Source organism: Chryseobacterium sp. C2(2020) (genome assembly GCF_014218915.1).
Taxonomy (GTDB): Bacteria; Bacteroidota; Bacteroidia; order Flavobacteriales; family Weeksellaceae; genus Chryseobacterium; species Chryseobacterium mucoviscidosis.
Genome location: NZ_JACLCT010000042.1, coordinates 1 through 19,242, shown reverse-complemented (window position 1 = coordinate 19,242; position 19,242 = coordinate 1). Strand labels below are relative to the sequence as shown.

The window sequence follows — 19,242 nt, the reverse complement described above, 5'->3', positions numbered from 1 at the left end:
TATGGAAGATTACATCAAGTACAGTTACGAAGTGGAAGAAATTCCAGAAAATTTCGATGAGTATATTACCACCATTAATAACGATATCCGCGAATACATCAAAAATACGCCAAACCTAAGCAGGGCGACCCATCATACCAGAGATGCGCACGCCAATGGCTATGCAGTGCTGAAAGCAGAGGTTGAAATTTTGGATAATCTGCCCGAAGAACTGGCGCAGGGCATTTATTCGAAACCCGGAAAACACCAGGCAGCAGTTCGCTTTTCCAATGGTTCGTCCAGAGTTTTGCCCGATAAACTAAGCGGTAATGCACAAGGATTTGCTTTAAAGATTTTTGGGATAGATGGCAAAAAATTATCTCCGGGAGAGGAAGATTCTCCCAATGTTGATTTTAACCTGATTAATAATCCGGTGTTTTTCTGCAACTCGGCAGAACATTATGTTTTCATTTCAAAGCTGTTTTTAAAGCTAAATGATTTCTTTGAAAAGGGAGCGTTGGGAAAATTGGAATTTGCCACACTTTGGGTCACCGAAAATAAAAAAGCATTTCCAAATTTTGAGGCTTTGAAGGAATTGGGCGCTCTTAAAACTTTTGAAAAAATCCCTTCCATCAACAGTTTTCTTTATGAATTTTACAGTATGGGAGCAGTTCGCCACGGTGATTATATCGCCAAAGTAAGAGTGAGCCCAACTGAGCAGACCAAGAACGCCATCACTGAAAAAAATATTGATCTAGACAGCGCAGAATGGCCGTACAGAAAAGGAATTATCAAAGAAATAGCTCAAAAAGACCTTACGTTTGAGTTGCAAATACAACTTTGCAAAGACCTGAAAGAAATGCCTGTGAATGACCTTACAAAAGAATGGTCGCAGGAATTATCACCATTCCGTACGGTGGCAAAAATCACAATACCAAAACAAACGGTTCCTGAGGATGGTAATTTTGAAATTATGGAAAATCTGTCGTTTACACCGTTTAGAACCATAGAAGAGAATTCACCGATCGGGAATTTACAGCGTTCACGGCAATCAGCGTATGTAACATCTTCAACCTCAAGACACGAGCTAAACCATAAAAAACGTAAAGAACCAAAGAATTTGGAGGAAGCATTCAGTCCGGAGTTTTATCAATTATAATTGAAAATGAAGATTCTGAGTCCTAGTTCCGTAAAGTTTATTACCAAAAATCAACCAAAATTATGAGCAAAATAAAAAATGTAACGGTAGCTGGAAGTGGTGTTTTAGGATTCCAAATTGCTTTTCAAACAGCAATTCACGGATTTGAAACCACTGTTTACGATATCAGTGATGAGGTGCTGGAAAAGGCGAAAGCAAAGTTCGACGGCTTGGCCGAAAGTCATAAAAAGGATCTTGACGCCACCGAAGAACAAATTGCAAAAGCCAGGGAAAGACTGCACTATTCATCCGATTTGGCATTTGCTGTGAAAGATGCCGATCTTTTGATAGAAGCAGTGCCAGAAGATATTAAAATAAAAACGGAATTTTATAAGCAACTCTCTTCAATTGCACCGGAGAAAACCATTTTTGTAAGTAATTCATCCACCTTGTTGCCAAGTCAGTTTGCAGAGGTGACTGGAAGGCAGGCTCAATACCTTAACCTGCATTTTGCCAATCAAATATGGTTGCGAAATACGGCGGAAATTATGCCCCATCCCGGAACCGACGAAAAAATAACTGAGGAAATAGTCGATTTTTCCAAGGCGATAGGGATGGTGCCTGTTTTGGTAAAAAAAGAAGTTCCTGGTTATGTGCTCAATTCTTTATTAAATCCATTTCTGAATGCCGGAATGCAGCTTTGGATTGGCGATTACGCTACGCCAGAAACCATAGACAAAACCTGGATGCTGGGAACAGGTTCGCCTTACGGACCAATGGCTTTGTATGATATTATCGGATTGACGACACCATACAACATTTACAAACTGCAAGTAGAAAAGGGGAAAACAGATGATAAGGCTGTGTTGGATAAACTTAAATCAACCTTCATCGACCAAAATAAACTGGGAATTTCTACTGGCGAAGGTTTTTACAAATATCCAAATCCTTCGTGGCAAAGCCCAGATTTTTTGAAAGTGCCGGAAGCCGATTTATCTAAGGTCAGAATCAAAAATGTTGTGGTGGCTGGAAGTGGTGTTCTCGGTTTTCAGATTGCGGTGCAGTGCGCTTATTTTGGCTATAAAGTCACGGTTTATGATGTTAATGATGAAGCTTTAAATAAGGCAAAAAACCGTTTTGATGTCTTGGCTGAAGAATATAAAAACTACCTGAAAGCTGATGAAGAAAAAATCGAAAATACCAAAAATAATCTCACTTATTCGACAGATCTGATGTCTTCTTTACAAGATGCTGATTTATTGATAGAAGCCGTTCCGGAAAGCATCGATATCAAAAAAGATTTCTGGGAAAAAGCTTCTACGCAAGCGCCTGAAAAAACCATTTTTGCGAGCAACTCGTCCACACTTTTGCCGAGCAGATTAAGCACATTTACTGATCGTCCAGAAAAATTCATCCATTTACATTTTGCCAATCATATAATGGTTCGTAATACGGCAGAAATAATGGGTTCAGATCAAACCGACCCAACGGTTTATAACGAAATTGTAGAGTTTGCAAAATCCATTGCTATGCTTCCCGTGGAACTGAAGAAGGAAAAATCGGGCTACGTTCTGGATTCTTTGTTGATTCCGCTTTTGGTGGCTGGCCTTGCGCTGTGGGCGAATGACGTTGCCGATCCTGCAACCATTGATAAAACCTGGAGAATAGCAACAGGTGCCCCTTTTGGACCAATGGCTATTTTAGATTTGAATGGGATGAACACCAATTACAACATCTTAAAAGAAATCCCGGGAGAACTAACACAGAAAATAGCAGAAAAGCTAAAAGCCGAACTTATCGACAAAGGAAAACTTGGTCAGCAATCCGGCGAAGGTTTTTACAAATATCCTAATCCGGAATGGCAAAGCAAGGATTTTTTGAAAGCTTAAAGTATCCTGAATTCTCATCGAAAACAGTGAAAGAAGCCATAAATATAAATACCATAAAAAACTCAGGATTTTTAAAATCCTGAGTTTTTCAAGTATAAAACAACCTCTTATAACAACTTAGCTTCTTTTAAAATCTCTTCAACATAAGTACCTTCTATTTTCTTGATACCATATTTCTCAAGGATTGAAATCAACCAAGGAAATTCAATTTCATTGAGGTTTTTATTGTCATTAAGGTGATAGATGGATTTCAGCAGTACCCTGATGTCATATGAAGAAGCAAAAACTTCTGGGACACCTCTGTCTACATCCAAAAGGGTGTAAACTGCCTCCATTGCTGTACGCACGGAATATTCGGTTGTGAATACGGTGTCTTTTCCAGTTTCGGCAAAATTACCGATAAAAGCCAGGTTTACAGAATCCTTCGGAACCACCAATGGGCGGTCTCCCAATGCACGAGGCATAAAGTAAGATGTGATATAAGGCATACGGCAAGGGATGCTGTTGGCAGCTTGTGCAATTTCTGCTATTTCATTTTCAGGAACACCAATATGGTATAAAAATTCTTTGCAAAGCTCTATGCCCGTAGCTTCTGTAATTTTCTTTTGGATATAATTTCCTGGTTTATGAGAATACAACCCATAGACCCAAACAATTACTTCATTTTTTTTCTGAGCCTTGAAGTGGGGCTGTCTGCTGATGGAAAAGCCATACCACCAATTGGAGTCGTTTATTGTGACAGGTCCGCTAGTCACTATTGAACCGCTTCTTGGGTCTTTTTTTGTTATTTTTTCTATATACGGAATCACTTTTTCGTCGAAGAAGGTAATGCTTCCGGAGATTACCCAGTTGGCTTCGGGAATGTTTTTGTAGAACTTTTCGGGTTTTCCAAAGGCATCGTCCTGGTCTGCCAGATTCTGCCAAAGTTGCCAACTTCCGCCAATGCCGTCTGCAACAGGAGCAGGGTTATGATTGTCACCGTATGTACTGCTTTCGGTAATGGAGCCGTTGGTAACAAACACCAGGTCGTTTTTGGTCAGGCTGATGCTTTCTGCATTGCCATCTTTAATATATTCGATTTTCTTCGCTACTTTTTTGCCGTTTTCATTTTCTACAAGTATGTTCTGAACCTGGCTATCATACTGGAAGGTAACACCGTGGGACTCAAGGTAGCTTACCAACGGACGAATCAGTGATTCATATTGGTTGTATTTCGTGAAGCGTAATGAGGACATATCTGCTACGCTGCCAACGTGATGGATGAAACGAAGAACATATCGGCGCATTTCCATCGCACTTGCCCAAGGTTCGAATGCGAACATCGTAGCCCAGTATGTCCAAAAGTTGGATTGGAAAAATTCTTCTGTAAATACCTGGTCTATCTGTACATCCTGTAGTTTTTCTTCAGGAAGAAGAACCAGCGCTATAAGTTCGTGGATGGCTTTCTGGGACAGGGTAAGCTTACCATCCGTGGGCAGTCTTTCTCCACGGTTTTCGATAACACGGGCGTGGGAAAAGCTAGGGTCTTCTTTATTGAGCCAATAATATTCGTCCAGTACGGAAACGCCTTCCGTTTCTAATGAGGGTATCGAGCGGAACAAATCCCAAAGGGTTTCGAAATGTGTTTCCATTTCCCGTCCGCCTCGTATGATGTAGCCTTTCTGCTCATTCCAGATGCCGTCCATACTGCCACCGGGTAAAGCTAATTCTTCCAGAATACGGATTTTGTTTCCTTCCATTTGCGCATCGCGTATCAAAAAAGCTGCAGCAGCCAATGAAGCTAATCCCGAACCAATAAGAACGGCAGATTTCTGTTCAATATTTGCCGGTTTTTTCGGGCGGGCAAATGCTTCGTAATTCCCATTACTGTAATACATAATTAGAATTTTTTAGTTTATAATATATGATAAAATAACCTTGTTTTTATTTAATAAAGTTACACATATTGCTTTCACTTTATATATCCCAAAATTCTAATTGTATATGCTGATATTCCAATAATATTATCTTTGGAGATTCTGTTTTTCGGCTTCCTTTTTCTTTTTTTCCTGCTTGCGGAAGTAACCTCTGAAGAGAAAATTATGCTTCAGAGCCTCCATATTCTGGTTGAAGCCTTCGGTTCCCTTTTCGATATTGTAAAGGCTGTTATTGATGTTTTTTGTAAGAACGGTATCAGTGATAAGGGCATTTACCGGTCCTTTTCCATTTTCTATATTTTTACTGAATGTCTGCAGGTTTTTACCAACTGTGATAAGTTCATTGCTTACTGTATTAAGATTATTGCTGGCGGCATTGACGTTATTGAAAGTCTGCTTAAGCTGGGACTCAAAATCTTTGTTGGCAAGGAGAAGTCCCGTTGCTCCTTTTCCTTGGCGTGTAGACGTAATGATGGCTTCTGCAGTACTGCTCAGGTTTTCTATATTTTCCGTGCTTTGGCGTATTTTCAGGATGGATAATTTTAAGTTTTCGGCAAATGCCTTGTCATTAATTAATTTTAAAATCTGGCTGCTGTCAATTTTATGCACAGTGTTTTTAAGAGATTTGGATATATCCTGTATATTGTTGTTGCTTGCCGATAGCGTGTTGAGTATTTCATCCACACCTGGTTTGGTATCTGCCGTGAGATATTCTTTTTCCTGCACTGGTCTGCCCGGCTTACCGTAAGGCAAAATATTGACCACCGCATTGCCGATAATGCCTTCTGTTCCAATCGAGGCTTTGGCATTATTGTCTATATGCTTTGCAATATCTTTGTCTATAAGCATAATGACCTCTATATCATCCCTTCCGGACAATTTTACTGACTTTACAGAACCTGCCTGCATCCCTGAAAATAGCACATTGCTTCCTTCTCTGAGTCCATTGGAGTTTTTGAATCTTGCCCTGAGCTCAAATTTGCTGGTAAAAATGCCTGAACCGCTGCCAATGTAAAAGAAAACAGCCATCATAAGTATAAGCCCCGAAATTACAAATAAGCCGAGCTTGATATTATTTTTATTCATATTTTAATCAAAAAATTGTTTAATGTTTTCGTCATCAGAACTTTCAAATTCCTGATAAGTACCTTGTGCATAGCATTTTCCGTCAAGCAGCAAGACTACTCTGTCAGCCGTATTTTTCACACAGTTCATATCGTGTGAGATAATGATTGATGATGTTTTGTATTTTCTATGTATATCCATGATAAGGCTGTCTATTTCTTTTGCCGTTACCGTATCAAGTCCGGTGGTAGGTTCATCATAAAGGATGATTTCCGGCTTGAGGATGACAGTACGTGCCAGAGCTATTCTTTTCAGCATCCCTCCCGACAATTCGGATGGCATAAGGTCTACGGTATGTTTAAGCCCCACACTATCGAGTGCTTCTTCAACCCGTGCGTCAATTTCAACCTGCTTCAGCCGGAACCACCGTCTTCTTAAAGGGAATTCCAGATTTTCGCGGATGGTCATAGAGTCATAGATGGCATTTCCCTGAAAAAGAAAACCTATTTTTGAGCGTGCCTTGTCCAGCTCTTGATTTTCCAGTTGGACAATATCCTGCCCGGAAATCATTATCCTACCGCTATCAGGTGTTAAAAGCCGGACGATACATTTGATAAGCACAGATTTTCCCGTGCCTGATTTTCCGAGAACTACAACATTTTCGTTCTTATCGACCGTTAGGTTAAAACCGTTAAGCACTTTTTTTTCACCAAAGCTTTTATAAATATCTTCAATGACGATGGCCGGTCCATTGTCATTATTGCCGTTTGCTGTTGTTTTTGTTTCCGCCATAATGATGATTTAATTATATCCGAGAATGCCGGTTATCTGTACCGCAATCAGGTCCAAAACGAAGATAAGGATAGAGGAGAGCACGACCGCTGAATTGGCGGCGTTCCCCACACCCCGTGTTCCTTTTACTGCATTATAGCCTTTATAGGCACCCACGATTCCCACTGCAAAACCGAAAAAAAAGCTTTTGATAAAAGCTGGTATGATGTCACTGAAATCCAAGGAGTCAAAAACCTGTGAATAGAAAAGTGACAGGCTAGTTGTACCGCCAATGTTAACACCTATCCAGGCACCATATAGTGAAATGGCATCCGCCAGGATGATAAGTACGGGAAGCATAAATGTTGTAGCCAGGACACGTGTGGCAACAAGGTATTTAAAAGGATGTGTACCGCTTACTTCCATTGCGTCTATCTGTTCGGTAACCCGCATCGAGCCCAGCTCTGCCCCGATGCTACTTGCAATTTTACCTGCAAAGATGAGAGCGGCGATTACGGGTGCTATTTCACGGATGATGGCAATGCCTACCATTACAGGCAGCTGGGATTCCACACCATAGCGTACGAGGCTTGGCCGCAGCTGCATCGTAAGAACCAAGCCGATGATAAAGCCTGTCATGGCAATAAGCCCCAAAGATTTGTAGCCTATGAGATAGCATTGTGCGAGCAGTTCCTTTATTTCATATGGTGGACGGAAACATAATAGAAAGTAATTTTTGGTAAACTGTGTGATATTGCCTGTTTCCTGTAAAAAACTACGTATTTTAATCATTAACAAATTATTTTTTTAAATTAAAATATTTTTAGTCTACTTTTCCAATTGCTGTATTTTTTTATTGAGCCAATTCCTTATATCTTCATATACATATTCTTTAATATCCTCATTAAGTATTTCGTGCCGCATAGCAGGATAAATTTTAGTTTTAACATCTGTAAAACCATCTTTTTGCATTTGTGTTACCGTTTTTTCGATAGCTTTTCCGAAGTCTCCTATCGGATCATCAGCTCCGCTTACAAAAAGAAAAGGAAATTCCTTTGGTAATTTTTCTGCCCATTTTCTTTCCGTTGCCTGTTGGTTTAGAGAAACTAATGCGTAAAAACCATTATTGGTAAAAGGTACTCCGCATAGGCTGTCCCGGCAAAATGATTCCCGGTTGGATTTGCTGAGGCTCAGCCAACTGGTAAGGTCGCCATCTTTCTCGCCTTTAAAATGTTGATTATTAATTTTTGAAAAAGTTTGGTTGATGAATTTGCTCCGGTGTTTTGGAGCAATAATATTGTTGATGGACAGGAAAAATTTAGCCAAACCGATTCCGTTGATTTTTCCTCCCGTTCCCACGATGACCGCGCCTTTAAAATCAGCTTCCTGATTCTGAAGTAAGCATCGTGCAATGAAAGATCCCATAGAATGCCCCAGTAAAAAGTGAGAAATGTTAGGGTAGTTGTTTTCTAAAAATGCTGCCATCGTTGCGGCATCGTCTATCAGTTGCTGCTTGGGATTTTCTTTTTGAAAATAGCCAAGTTCTTCCCGGTTTTCCGCCGTTTTTCCGTGTCCGAGATGGTCATATAATAGAACTGCAAAACCGTTGTTCGCAAGATATTCCGCAAAATTTTTATAACGACCGCTATGCTCCTGCATCCCGTGTAGTATAAGGACAGTAGCCTTTGGAGGTTCATTTATTGGTTCGAATAATTCATAAAAAAGATTGTGCGTACCTGAGTTGGCAATTTTCTTCCTCTTTATATATCCTGATGTGTGTTTTGCCATAGTCGGTTGGTTTTGTACAAAAATAAATATTCTGCCCTTGACAAAAGCAAGAGCAGAATAAAGTTAGATAAATTGGTTATTATAGACAATCTTTTATAGATTAAAGAGAGATTCGGTATCCTAATGAAAGATTCCAGCCACGGTTATAAGATGTTACGTTGTCTATATTGGAAAGATTACCTAATCCCAGGCCATATTGTCCTTTCAGATAGATTCCCCAAGGTGTTTCATATCCGGCACCGAAATTAAATCCCCAATCGAATCCTTTTGTTTCATCGCTGCCACTACCAAAGTTGATGTCGGTTTCCTGAGAACCGATTACTGGGATATTCTCTCCTTTATATTTGCCGCTTACTCCAAATCCGATGTAAGGCCCTACCTCTGCAAAAATTCCTCCGGACTTTCCTCCTTCAATTTTATACTGATATCCGAGATTAACAGGGACTTCAAGGTAGTCTAGGCTGGTTTTGAAATCTCCGATGCTGGTGGTGGTTTTTGAACCCTTGTTGCTATAAAATAAACCGGGCTTTACGTAAAAACCTTGTGACAAAGGGATGTTAAAGCCTGCCCCGATGCGGAATCCTGTTTTGGAGTCATCAGATTCGGAAGAATTATCGCCTACCTCAGTCTTTATTTTATTAAAATTCAGACCTATTTCAGGGTCAATCGTAATTTGCGCTTTTACAACGAAAGTAGTTGCACAAAGTGCAATGGCCAATGTGATTTTTTTCATTTTTTGTATTGATTTAAATTGTCAATCTAATATTGTCGTTAACAAAATTTTTTTATTTTTAATTTCTGTAAGAGGTATGAATGGCTTTTGCCAACACGTCTGGTTTTTTCCAGTGTTCCGTTACTGGAGTTACTTTTTTATCGAGACCGAGTAGGGTATATACCGCGATGCGTGCTGCACGAACCGAATATTCTTCTGTGAATACCATATCTTCCGGTATTTCTACAAACTGACTAATCATTGCTAAGTTGGTGCTGCCTTCAGGAACAACTGCAGGACGGTCTTTTTTAGCTCTTGGCTGAAACAAAGCATCGATGTAAGGCATCATACACGGAATAACATTGATAATGCTATCTTTTATTTCCTGTTCGTGCTTTTCAAAATGTAAATGATGAATCAACTCTGTCAAAATTTCTTCGCCCGTGCAATCAATCATCGGCTTTTTCACATAATCTCCCACTGCATCTGGATATAATCCGTAGCCCCAAAGAATGGTAGTATCATCGCCTTGCGCTTTGAAATGCGGTTGTGCAGCCACCACAATTGACATTCGCCACGATGAATCTTTAAATGTCATCAAAGCTCCGCTGCCCGGTTTGTTGCCAGTGTATTCTTCAATAAGTTTTAGAAATTTATTTCCTTTGAATGTTGGCGTAAATGAATACCATTTTGTTTCATCAGGTTTGGTAAAGAACGGGTCGGGGTTACCCAATTTGCCGGGTTTCTTGTTGGCAATTTTACGCCATAATGCAAAACTTGGCGGATTTGACGGTAAATATTTTGCAGGCGTATTATAATCGCCGTTATTAGAATTATCTGTAATACATCCGTTGGTAAAGAATACCAAATCGCCTTCATTCACGGTTATTTTCTCTCTTTTTCCTTCTGCATTGATGCATTCTATTTCCGTTACGGTAATGCCATCATCATCGGCAAAATCCAAATCGGTAACGGTTTTTCTTAATGAAAAGTCCACTTTATGCTGGTCCAGAAATGCCTTCAACGGCAAGATAACGGATTCATATTGGTTGTATGGTGTTCTGGTAACCCCTTCGAGTGTTTCGATTCTTGAAAATTCCAACAGCATACGTTTCATATAGCGTTGAAATTCAAAAATACTGCTCCATTCCTGCCAGGCAAAAGTGGTTTGCCACATATACCAGAAGTTGGTCGTAAAAAAATGATCGTCAAACCAATCACGAATGGTAATGTTGTCTAAATCATTTTCATCGGCAAAAAACAATTTCACAAATTTCATCCGGTCCTGAGTGTTGAAACCCATATCCGTTACGGGTAAAATGTTTCCGTTCTTGTCAATCAACCGAGCTTTTGCCTTTGTCGGATTCGCGTGGTCAAATGCCATAATTTCATCTTTTACGGAAATGTTCGGGACATCCAGAGAAGGGATACGGGATGTTAATTCCCAAAAGTTTTCATAGGTTTCTTCGTTGAGCATACGCCCGCCACGACAAATAAATCCTTTTTCTTTAGTTCCCGCACCATCGTTGCTACCGCCCAAAATCGGCAGGGCTTCAATGATGTGAATGTTTTCGCCTTTAAAGTCTCCATCTTCTAACAGATATACGGCACCGGCAAGACTTGCCAATCCACCTCCGATGAAATACGCATGTTTGTTCGAATTGCTCATATGATATTTTTTTTAGGTTATTTTTATATGATAAAGGTATTGATATACCTTAATTCCTTAGTATCCCTAAATTCGAAAATCATATACGGAATTTCTTTTTTAAAAATGCTGTTGTCTTCGGTACTTTTGGGGCGATATTGACGCATGCTTTTTAAAGAAACGGCCGAATGCAGAGGTAGAATTAAAGCCCGTTTCAAATGCAATCTGAGAAATGTTTTTTTCTGGATAGCCGAGCAGAACGTATACTTCTTTTAATAAGGCCTCATCAATAATCTGATGTGGCGTTTTGCCGGTCGCTTTTTTTACAATCAGAATAAGATATTTGTTGGTAATGAATAGCTTGTCCGCATAGTATTGTACGTCCTTATGCTGCAAAATATTTTCTTTCACCAATTCATTGAATTTAAAAAAAATATTATTGTTATCCTGTGGAGTTGGATATGCGTTGTCTTTTCTGTCTTCATCAGTTAGGACTGCAACTTCCAATAAAATATTAATAATAATAGTACGAACAATATCTTCTGTAAAACGACCATTTCTCGTGGACTGCTGTTGAAGATAATCCAATAAATTGATTAAGTGTGTACTACTTGATTCGTTGGAAATTACTACGTTAAAGCTATTTTTATTGAATAGAGACAGATTCTCGATAAAAAATGGATTAGAAATGTTCTTGAGCAGGAAATTCTTTTCAAAGAATAGAACCTTCATACGGAAATCTTTACTGGTATTTACAAATTTTATAATTGTTGACGGAGCAGATATCAGGAATCCGTTTTGGGATATCTTGTAATGCTGATTATCAATTTCTAAATCTATACTACCAGAAACACAGATGCAGAATGCATAAAAATCCATTCGGAAGAGTCTTTTTGGGAATTCAAAAATGAGTTTTCCTGACGATATAAAGTAAGGTTCATCACAGTGTACCTGATAAAAAGATAATATTTCTTTAATACTTTCGTAAGCTTTCATAGCTTCTTATTTAATGGATTTATGCAGGAAGATATATTTTTCGCCTTATATTTATCTCGCTACAGCTCCTCTCTTTTAATCTTTCGGACTTTGTACCATAAAACGCTATAGCTGGCAATAGCGCTTACTGTTCCTATAATTATCATTTTTATAACATAGGGATAGGTGAGGTCTACAGCGCCTTTTTCTATGATAAGTATTCTAAAGGCAGGCAGGAAATGTGTAAGCGGGATGATATTTGCAATGTACTGAACCCAAGTCGGCATTTGGCTGAGCGGCCAGGTAAATCCTGACAGGATAAAGCTGGGTGTGGCAATAACCATAAGGATTTCCGTAGCTTTCAGCTGGTTCGGAACAAGGATACTTACCAAAATTCCTATAAAGCAGACCGAGATTACAAAAACACCTGCTATTAGGGTAAGCGGAAAAATGTTTTCATAAAAAGGAATTCTGAACCACTTGGTAAAACCCCAGTACATCAGCCATATCCCGAAGCTCATTATGAGATAAGGCACGATTTTAACCAGTATCAGCATAAATGCAGAACGGCTTCTATGTACCAGATATTTGAAAGTGCCGTTTTCAAACTCGGAAGCAAAAGAAAGAGCCAGTCCCAATAGTAATACCTGCTGAAGCACAGTAGCCAAAACACCTGGCCACAAAAAATACATATAGTTGGTGCTTCTGTTGTTCTTTTTTATAAACGTGGTTTTAAATGGCTCGTACTGACTCATCAGCAAATTTTCCGGAACTCCTTGTTTGCGCAATGTTTCGACCTGTGTTCCTGCTTTCAGGGTTCCTAAGACCAGCTGAAGTGCTGATGAAGAATAATTTGCCGTCAATACATTTGCAGTATTGACTATGGTAGTGACTTCAGGATATCGTTTTGTCAGCACATCTTTCTCAAAATCTTTTGGGATAATAACGACGCAGGTTGCATCTTTCTCAATCATCAAACGATTGAGGTTTGTCTCGTCAAACTGCAGCCTTGCAACAGACAAAACTTCGTTGTCATTCATCATTTCGATTGCTTTCCGGCTGAGTGCGCTTTGGTCATAATCTACCACTATGATTGGTAAATCTGTCACTTTCCCTTTGCTGTACACATATCCCAACAAAACACCGTACATCAAAGGAGCTCCAATAAACAAAATTCGGAGGACCTTGTTGCTCCAGAATAAGCCGAACTCCCGTTTGATCAGATTGAGAAATGTTTTCATTATTAAGGTTTTAGCGTTACTGTTGTTTTGCTTAGGATATCGTTTGCTTGTTGGATGTTAATAGGGTCTATCAATATTTCGTACAAAGCATCCTGCACTTCATAATCAGGATATGCTGTAGCAATATTAGCATAGGCACCTATTTGTTTTATATTTCTGATTTTCCCTTTGATATCCCGATTTTTGTAAGGTATATGCACATTGATTTCTTTTCCTTGTGCATAATTTGCCAATTGGCTTTCAGGAATAGTAAAACGGAAATAAATGGAATTATTAAGAGAACCTTTGAAAAGCGTATATCCTGGTAGTGCCAGTTCCCCCAGCTTCAATGTGATGGATTCTATTTTCATATCCTGTGGTGCAATGATATACCTTTCTTTCTCGGCAACCTGTACTTCTTCCAAAGCTCCTTGTGCACGGTCTTTTTGTCCCAACGCCATTGTTTGCTGTTCTATGCGGACCCCGTTTTTAACATCGGCAATTTCTGCATCTACGGCTATCATTTGTGATTTGGCTCCCTGATACTTCGCGAATACTTCATCATATTGCTGTTGCGGAACCAGTGAATCCTTTACCATTGCATTCATTCTTGCCAGCGATTTTTTTGCAAACTCATATTGCTCTACCAAAGCGGATTTCTTGGCATAGAGCTGTGCCAACTGATTGGCAGTAGCACCGTGTACACTCATATCATATTGTGCCTGAGCAGATTTTACCGCACCTTGTGCCTGTGATTTTTTTGCGTCTACTTCTGGGATTTCCAATATCGCCAATGTATCTCCCTTTTTAACAAGAGCTCCCTCGCTGATCAGAATTTTATCTATCCTGCCTGCTATTTTGCCTACTACTGCAATCTCTTCCCGCTCGGTTTTTCCCTGGATGGTTTGTGATACTTTCGGTTTATTCTCACAAGAAGCTAAAATGCCTGCAATGCTTAGTATGTAAATAATTTTTTTCATTTTGCTTAGTTTTGGATTTTAATAAAGTTTGATAATTTTCCCGATGCACGGTAAACTTCAATAGCAGCATTACGCTGTTCAATCACGGTTTCTACTTTGTTTAAGGATTCTTTGTATATATCGTTTTCCGCCCCCAGGCGTTCAGTGACGTTAATAAGCCCTAATCTGTATTGTTTTGATGCTATCTCATTATTATTTTGTGCTATTTTTTCCCTTTGGATCGCAATATCTACCTTATGTAACGTGGTATTGTATTCTACCTTGTTTTTTTCCAATTCCAGGTCTACTTTTTCTTTGGTGTCTGCCAGTTTATTTTCAACCTGGGCGAGTCCTATTTTGGCTTCGTCTATTTTATGTTTACGTTCAAATCCGCTGAAGAGTTCCCATTTCACGGCCACGCCTAACATCCAGTTCGGATGTAGTGTCAATTCATTTAGTTTCAAATTGGCGGTCGTATTTAATTGTTCAATCGGCACTTTTGTATTGGCATTATATAATGATGCATAGCTATATCCCGCAAAAGCCCCAACTGTGGGAAGAAGGCTTCCTTTTTCTTTTTTAAGGGCATATTCGGAAGCTTTTTTGAAATATTCCAGTGCTTTTACCTCATTTCGTTCGGCTGTGCTCAGGCTGTCCAAAATAATGATGGGCTCCAACTGATGATTGGTTTTAAGAATTTCTTCTTCAGAAAGATTGGTGGATTGTTTTATCTTGAGTATCAGAAGTTTTCTTTTATTTTGAACATCTGCACGTTTGGAAGCCAATTCCAGAGTGGAGAGTTTGATTTTATCGCGGTCATAAGGAATTGCCAACCCTTCGGATATCGCCTTTTCTACTCTTTCTTTTTCCTTATTCAATCTCTTTTCGCTGTTATCGATCAGTGTTTCGGCGGTTTCCAGAAGTTTGAGACGGTCAAAGCTCCCTATGATATCTTTTATCACCTCATCTTTCTGATTTTCCATCATAAAAGCTGTTCCTGTATTTTTTTCTTTGAGAGCTTTGGCTCCATTGAGGATTTGTCCGCCACTGAACAGTACAGCTTTTGCGGTAAGACCTCCATAAAGGATATTCGCATTTGTGCTGAAATCGGAAGATCCCCCAAAAACAGGATATCCTGTGATGGGTAAATTCAGGGTAGCTAGATCTAATTTTGCATCACTGCTGATGTAAGAGTATAAACCTGAAGCCTCGACCTTCGGGATATATTTGGCCAATATGCTTTTGCGTTCTAATTCTAATTTTTGTAATTCAAGATCTTGATTCCTTATTTCAGTATTTTTTTGCAATGCCTTTCCGATAGCATAATCCAAATCCTTACTTATAAGAATCTGTGCGTTGGTGATAGTGCCGAGTAGGATCAATGTAATGGCTAACTTTATTTTTTTCATACCATTTCGTTTTGAATGTTGTTTTGAATATGCTGAAAGAAGTTTTTTATCTCCATAATTTGATTTTCTGAAAGTCCTCTGGTTGCTCTTTCGGTGACATTGTTCACAATATACATTACTTTTTCCTCTATCTCCTTTCCTTTATTTGTTAAATATATTAGATTTTGCCTTCTGTCAGTAGGGTGAGACCTTCTTTCTACGTAACCTTCTTTTTCCAATTGATCAATAAGTCTAGTTATGCTGGGTTTATCCCTGTGGGTAAAATCTGCTATTGCCTGCTGTGAACATCCCTGTTGTTTCCATAAAGGTACTAGCACCGACCATTGTTCCCGGGTCAGGTTAATATTATTCAATTTGAATTGCTGACCCAAAAAACGATTGAACAGTAGAGGTACATTCCCGGTAAGCAGATTGTATCGATCTTGTTCAGTTAATATTTTTTCAGCTTTCATATAAAAATTATTATTGAACAAAGTTAATTAAACAATAGTTGTAATAACAACTATTTATGTTAAATTTTTTTTAATCTTAAAATCATTGAGATGACATAAGCTTTTTTATTTAATTCTTGTTAGTACCATTTGTGATTAGTGAAAAATGTCTAAGTTAGTTTGAAGACGTACAATAATGAAAAATCAGCTATATTTGCATCAGTAAAAATAGTAGTTCATATTCTTGCTTCAAAAAGTGACCTATTCAGTGACCTGAAAAACAAGAATACAGTATAAAGCGTATCCATAGGGAGTTTTTTAAGAAAGAACAAGTCCCGTCCGGATCGCAGCTATAAAAACAAAATAGCACAAAAAGCTTTAAAACATACGTTTTAAAGCTTTTTTCGTTTTTAGACTATTTAAAAAGAGTCAAAATTGCACAATCTGAAAGTGACTTATTCAGTGACCTGAAACATACGGAAAAATAGGTCACTGAGAAATTGAAAATTCAATTCGATATTTTTTCATTAAAAAATAAAAAAAATTGAATATTCTTTGAAATTTTTTATCAGATTTTTTAATCTTAAGTGACCTATAAAAGTGACCTCACTCAAGTGGTTTAAAGAGGTCACTAAATGTTTTGAAAAGCGCCTCTGGTAAGCCAGTTCAGAAAGTGAATATCTTGTTAATGTTTTTTACTGAAGTTAATTTTAAACTCATAAAATTCAAATAAATGAACAAGACATTTAATCTACTTTTCTATGTGAAGAAATCAAAGATCAATGCTAATGGAGAAGTGCCAATATACCTGCGTATTACGGTTGATGGGAAAATAACCGAGATTAGTACCAAACGTACTGTGAATACTAAAAAATGGAGTTCAGGGATGCAAAAAGTAACTGGTACATCTGAGGAAGTCAAGTCGCTTAATTTTTATCTCAAAACATTTGAACAGAAAATTTACAATATCTATCACGATCTGATTAAAGATAACGAAAAAGTAACTTGTGAAATTCTCAAAAATAAGTTCCTTGGAACAGGTGAATTCAATAGAACACTAATACCAATTTTCTTAGACCATAATGATAGAATGGAAAGACTTATTGGAAAGGAGTTTGCATCAGGAACTCTCGGAAGATATAGAACTTGTCTCAGTCATATCAGAGAATTTTTGAAATGGAAATATAATGTATCAGATATTAATATCAAGAAAATTGATTTCGCATTTTTAAATGATTTTGAATTCTTTTTACGAACTGAAAAGTCTTGCAATAACAATTCTGCCGTAAAGTATATTAAGAACTTTGGAAAGATTGTTCGTATCTGCCTTGCCAATGGTTGGATTGAAAGAGATCCATTTCTTAACTATAGCTCAAGTTTTAATGAAGTAAGTAGAGTTTTTTTAAATGAACAGGAATTAGAGGTTATGTTCAATAAAGATTTCAAGAATGAGCGGTTGTCACAAGTCAGGTTTATCTTTCTTTTTAGCTGTTATACAGGACTGGCTTACATAGATACGCAACAACTTAAGCAAGATAATATTAATATTGGCTTAGACGGTAATAAATGGATTTACACAATACGGCAAAAAACAAAAACAAAATCAAATATACCATTACTCCCTAAAGCGGAAGAAATTATCGAGAAATACGCAAATCATCCAGCTTGCTTAAATAGTGGCAAGCTGCTACCTATACTAAGTAATCAGAAGATGAATGCTTATCTTAAAGAAATCGCTGACCTTTGTGATATAAACAAAGAACTAACTTATCATATTGCGCGTCATACTTTTGCTACTACGATAACTTTGGCGAATGGTGTCCCTATAGAAAGTGTTAGTAAAATGCTCGGACATAAAAATATTAAGACCACTCAGCATTACGCGAAGATTCTTGACCAGAAAGTGAGTGAAGATATGCTAGTGCTAAGAAATATTCTTCAAATAAAAGCAGATTCCCTAAATTAGAATTTACAATTTAGATTTTAAGCGAGGGTAAGATTTTATAATTTTAAAAAAATAATTAAGAAAATGGCACCAACTCTCTTTAGTGGGTGCCATTTGTCGCTTGTAACTATAAAGAAATAGATATAGAAACAATAAAAAAAAAGATTTAGAAAAATAGTAAAATCCATAAAGTGATTAAGATTGTCTTTGGTTTATCTAATAGAACTTGGATGTGATAGATTTCAAATACTACTATATACTTATAGATTCTTAAATGCTTTTAACATATTTAGTGGATTTGATTAAGATCAAGTACATAAAGAAAATGTTCCAGATTGACCACCTTCTTTATAGCAAGCCCTGGTGTTGCCCAAGCCATATCCATATTAACTATAATAAGTTCATTTCCTCGTAAAACTACCTCAGCAGGTTGATCTAGCTGTCCATTTACACCATTTACATCTTCATTATGATAGAGTAAATTCACTTTACCATTTTTAGAGATGCGATAAATTGAATTACCATTAAAATCCGCTAAATAAAAACATTTTCGCACTGTGTCAAATAAGCAGTTCGAAAATCACATTGCCGAACATTGGAATTTTTTTGACAGACAATGGGTTTAAAAACGGTTGAATAGACTGTGGTTTCAATTCTAATTTGCCAGCAGGCTTTGCTTCCCCGGTTTCTATTTTTGAAACTGTTTTATTGGTTGATAAAGCAAAACTAATCGGTAAACCTGTATTTTTCTTTACAGCCCCAGCAATTTTTGTTGTCCACTGATAGCATCCGAAAAACTTATCCATTCCTGAGAGATCAAGATAGAACTCATCAACACTGGCTTTTTCCATAATGGGAACTTTTTCCTGGATAATCTCTGTCACCTGATGTGACATATTGAAGTAGTACTCCATATAGCAGCTTGGGAATATTTGGCATATCGATTAGCAATCAATGCGGGAATTAATATGTCTGAAACTAAAATTCAAAAATTAGGTAATAATTACCATAGATTTTTCACTAAACGATTTGATCGCATTGGCGAAGGTAGAATTCATTTTTCGTCAGCTATGACTATGACAGGAAATTATGAAGATTTATTAAAAGATGCTACACCCAGCTATTTAGAAATTGTTGATTTTATAGAAATATCAGGTGCAGATATCAAAAATAATTTGGAGGAATTGTGGAGAAGAATAGTATTCAGTATCTGTATATCAAATACCGATGATCATCTCCGAAATCACGGATTTCTTTTAACTCCAAAAGGATGGGTACTTTCACCAGCATATGACCTTAATCCATCTGTTGATAAAGATGGTGGATGTACTAATTTAGCGTCCAGTTAAAGTTAAGCATAAAACCTTAATTTTAACCTATGAAACGAGAGAGAAAAA

At 37.8% G+C, this 19,242-nt stretch carries 17 protein-coding genes and 1 pseudogene; 4 read left to right on the top strand and 14 right to left on the bottom strand.

Translation table 11 applies throughout. The features are described 5' to 3' along the window. Window position 1 precedes the first annotated feature (1 nt). The gene (locus H6W52_RS18200; protein ID WP_185216855.1) at window positions 2–1,138 is read left to right on the top strand and encodes a catalase family protein; all 1,137 of its coding nucleotides are present in this window, start codon (window positions 2–4) and stop codon (window positions 1,136–1,138) included. Window positions 1,139–1,200: 62 nt separating this feature from the next. Then, entirely contained in the window at window positions 1,201–3,006 is a 1,806-nt protein-coding gene (locus tag H6W52_RS21405; RefSeq protein WP_185216853.1) for a 3-hydroxyacyl-CoA dehydrogenase, read from the top strand. Between the two features lie 107 nt (window positions 3,007–3,113). Here H6W52_RS21405 and H6W52_RS18190 read toward each other — a convergent pair whose 3' ends face one another. The 12 genes from H6W52_RS18190 to H6W52_RS18135 form a co-directional block, all read right to left on the bottom strand. Next, window positions 3,114–4,883 carry an oleate hydratase gene (locus H6W52_RS18190; protein ID WP_185216851.1) on the bottom strand — a complete coding sequence of 590 codons (1,770 nt, stop codon included), beginning with the start codon at window positions 4,881–4,883 and terminating at the stop codon, window positions 3,114–3,116. Window positions 4,884–5,009: 126 nt separating this feature from the next. Beyond that, on the bottom strand, window positions 5,010–6,008 hold the full coding sequence (locus H6W52_RS18185) for an MlaD family protein (protein ID WP_185216849.1): 999 nt from the start codon (window positions 6,006–6,008) through the stop codon (window positions 5,010–5,012). Window positions 6,009–6,011: 3 nt separating this feature from the next. After that, complete coding sequence (locus H6W52_RS18180) at window positions 6,012–6,779, bottom strand: ABC transporter ATP-binding protein (protein WP_028122565.1); 768 nt, start codon at window positions 6,777–6,779, stop codon at window positions 6,012–6,014. A 9-nt stretch (window positions 6,780–6,788) separates the two neighbouring features. Then, a complete protein-coding gene (locus H6W52_RS18175) occupies window positions 6,789–7,550 on the bottom strand; it encodes an MlaE family ABC transporter permease (protein WP_185216847.1) in 762 nt (253 codons plus the stop codon). A 36-nt stretch (window positions 7,551–7,586) separates the two neighbouring features. Further along, complete coding sequence (locus H6W52_RS18170; RefSeq protein ID WP_185216845.1) at window positions 7,587–8,546, bottom strand: alpha/beta fold hydrolase; 960 nt, start codon at window positions 8,544–8,546, stop codon at window positions 7,587–7,589. A gap of 100 nt (window positions 8,547–8,646) precedes the next feature. Then, window positions 8,647–9,279, bottom strand: coding sequence for a porin family protein (locus H6W52_RS18165; protein WP_065721661.1), 633 nt, complete (start codon window positions 9,277–9,279; stop codon window positions 8,647–8,649). Window positions 9,280–9,337: 58 nt separating this feature from the next. Next, window positions 9,338–10,927, bottom strand: a complete 1,590-nt coding sequence (locus tag H6W52_RS18160; RefSeq protein ID WP_185216843.1) for an oleate hydratase — start codon at window positions 10,925–10,927, stop codon at window positions 9,338–9,340. 99 nt (window positions 10,928–11,026) lie between these two features. Beyond that, window positions 11,027–11,902, bottom strand: a complete 876-nt coding sequence (locus tag H6W52_RS18155; RefSeq protein WP_123853386.1) for a helix-turn-helix domain-containing protein — start codon at window positions 11,900–11,902, stop codon at window positions 11,027–11,029. Window positions 11,903–11,961: 59 nt separating this feature from the next. After that, a complete protein-coding gene (locus tag H6W52_RS18150) occupies window positions 11,962–13,122 on the bottom strand; it encodes an ABC transporter permease (protein ID WP_185216840.1) in 1,161 nt (386 codons plus the stop codon). Window positions 13,123–13,124: 2 nt separating this feature from the next. Continuing rightward, window positions 13,125–14,081, bottom strand: a complete 957-nt coding sequence (locus tag H6W52_RS18145) for an HlyD family secretion protein (RefSeq protein WP_185216838.1) — start codon at window positions 14,079–14,081, stop codon at window positions 13,125–13,127. Between the two features lie 5 nt (window positions 14,082–14,086). Then, window positions 14,087–15,469, bottom strand: a complete 1,383-nt coding sequence (locus tag H6W52_RS18140; protein ID WP_185216836.1) for a TolC family protein — start codon at window positions 15,467–15,469, stop codon at window positions 14,087–14,089. Then, window positions 15,466–15,921 carry a MarR family winged helix-turn-helix transcriptional regulator gene (locus H6W52_RS18135; protein ID WP_185216834.1) on the bottom strand — a complete coding sequence of 152 codons (456 nt, stop codon included), beginning with the start codon at window positions 15,919–15,921 and terminating at the stop codon, window positions 15,466–15,468. The genes H6W52_RS18140 and H6W52_RS18135 overlap by 4 nt, the downstream gene beginning before the upstream one ends. 712 nt (window positions 15,922–16,633) lie before the next feature. Here H6W52_RS18135 and H6W52_RS18130 point away from each other — a divergent pair. Further along, entirely contained in the window at window positions 16,634–17,866 is a 1,233-nt protein-coding gene (locus H6W52_RS18130) for a site-specific integrase (RefSeq protein ID WP_185216832.1), read from the top strand. Between the two features lie 268 nt (window positions 17,867–18,134). Here the strand turns inward: H6W52_RS18130 and H6W52_RS18125 are convergent, their stop codons facing one another. Both H6W52_RS18125 and H6W52_RS18120 read right to left on the bottom strand, forming a co-directional pair. Then, complete coding sequence (locus H6W52_RS18125) at window positions 18,135–18,332, bottom strand: hypothetical protein (protein ID WP_185216830.1); 198 nt, start codon at window positions 18,330–18,332, stop codon at window positions 18,135–18,137. Window positions 18,333–18,411: 79 nt separating this feature from the next. Then, window positions 18,412–18,759 (bottom strand): annotated as a pseudogene (locus H6W52_RS18120) (DNA polymerase IV); the annotation flags it as partial. 54 nt (window positions 18,760–18,813) lie between these two features. Here H6W52_RS18120 and H6W52_RS18115 point away from each other — a divergent pair. Continuing rightward, a complete protein-coding gene (locus H6W52_RS18115) occupies window positions 18,814–19,194 on the top strand; it encodes a HipA domain-containing protein (protein ID WP_410500353.1) in 381 nt (126 codons plus the stop codon). The last annotated feature ends 48 nt before the right edge of the window (window positions 19,195–19,242 follow it).

Excerpts from the sequence above, each read along its gene's own strand:
- H6W52_RS18155 (WP_123853386.1), bottom strand. The coding sequence starts at position 11,902 with ATGAAAGCTTACGAAAGTATTAAAGAAATATTATCTTTTTATCAGGTA.
- H6W52_RS18135 (WP_185216834.1), bottom strand. The coding sequence starts at position 15,921 with ATGAAAGCTGAAAAAATATTAACTGAACAAGATCGATACAATCTGCTT.
- H6W52_RS18165 (WP_065721661.1), bottom strand. The coding sequence starts at position 9,279 with ATGAAAAAAATCACATTGGCCATTGCACTTTGTGCAACTACTTTCGTT.
- H6W52_RS18170 (WP_185216845.1), bottom strand. The coding sequence starts at position 8,546 with ATGGCAAAACACACATCAGGATATATAAAGAGGAAGAAAATTGCCAAC.
- H6W52_RS18175 (WP_185216847.1), bottom strand. The coding sequence starts at position 7,550 with ATGATTAAAATACGTAGTTTTTTACAGGAAACAGGCAATATCACACAG.
- H6W52_RS18145 (WP_185216838.1), bottom strand. The coding sequence starts at position 14,081 with ATGAAAAAAATTATTTACATACTAAGCATTGCAGGCATTTTAGCTTCT.
- H6W52_RS18185 (WP_185216849.1), bottom strand. The coding sequence starts at position 6,008 with ATGAATAAAAATAATATCAAGCTCGGCTTATTTGTAATTTCGGGGCTT.
- H6W52_RS18130 (WP_185216832.1), top strand. The coding sequence starts at position 16,634 with ATGAACAAGACATTTAATCTACTTTTCTATGTGAAGAAATCAAAGATC.
- H6W52_RS18160 (WP_185216843.1), bottom strand. The coding sequence starts at position 10,927 with ATGAGCAATTCGAACAAACATGCGTATTTCATCGGAGGTGGATTGGCA.
- H6W52_RS18180 (WP_028122565.1), bottom strand. The coding sequence starts at position 6,779 with ATGGCGGAAACAAAAACAACAGCAAACGGCAATAATGACAATGGACCG.
- H6W52_RS18190 (WP_185216851.1), bottom strand. The coding sequence starts at position 4,883 with ATGTATTACAGTAATGGGAATTACGAAGCATTTGCCCGCCCGAAAAAA.
- H6W52_RS21405 (WP_185216853.1), top strand. The coding sequence starts at position 1,201 with ATGAGCAAAATAAAAAATGTAACGGTAGCTGGAAGTGGTGTTTTAGGA.
- H6W52_RS18140 (WP_185216836.1), bottom strand. The coding sequence starts at position 15,469 with ATGAAAAAAATAAAGTTAGCCATTACATTGATCCTACTCGGCACTATC.
- H6W52_RS18200 (WP_185216855.1), top strand. The coding sequence starts at position 2 with ATGGAAGATTACATCAAGTACAGTTACGAAGTGGAAGAAATTCCAGAA.
- H6W52_RS18150 (WP_185216840.1), bottom strand. The coding sequence starts at position 13,122 with ATGAAAACATTTCTCAATCTGATCAAACGGGAGTTCGGCTTATTCTGG.
- H6W52_RS18115 (WP_410500353.1), top strand. The coding sequence starts at position 18,814 with ATGTCTGAAACTAAAATTCAAAAATTAGGTAATAATTACCATAGATTT.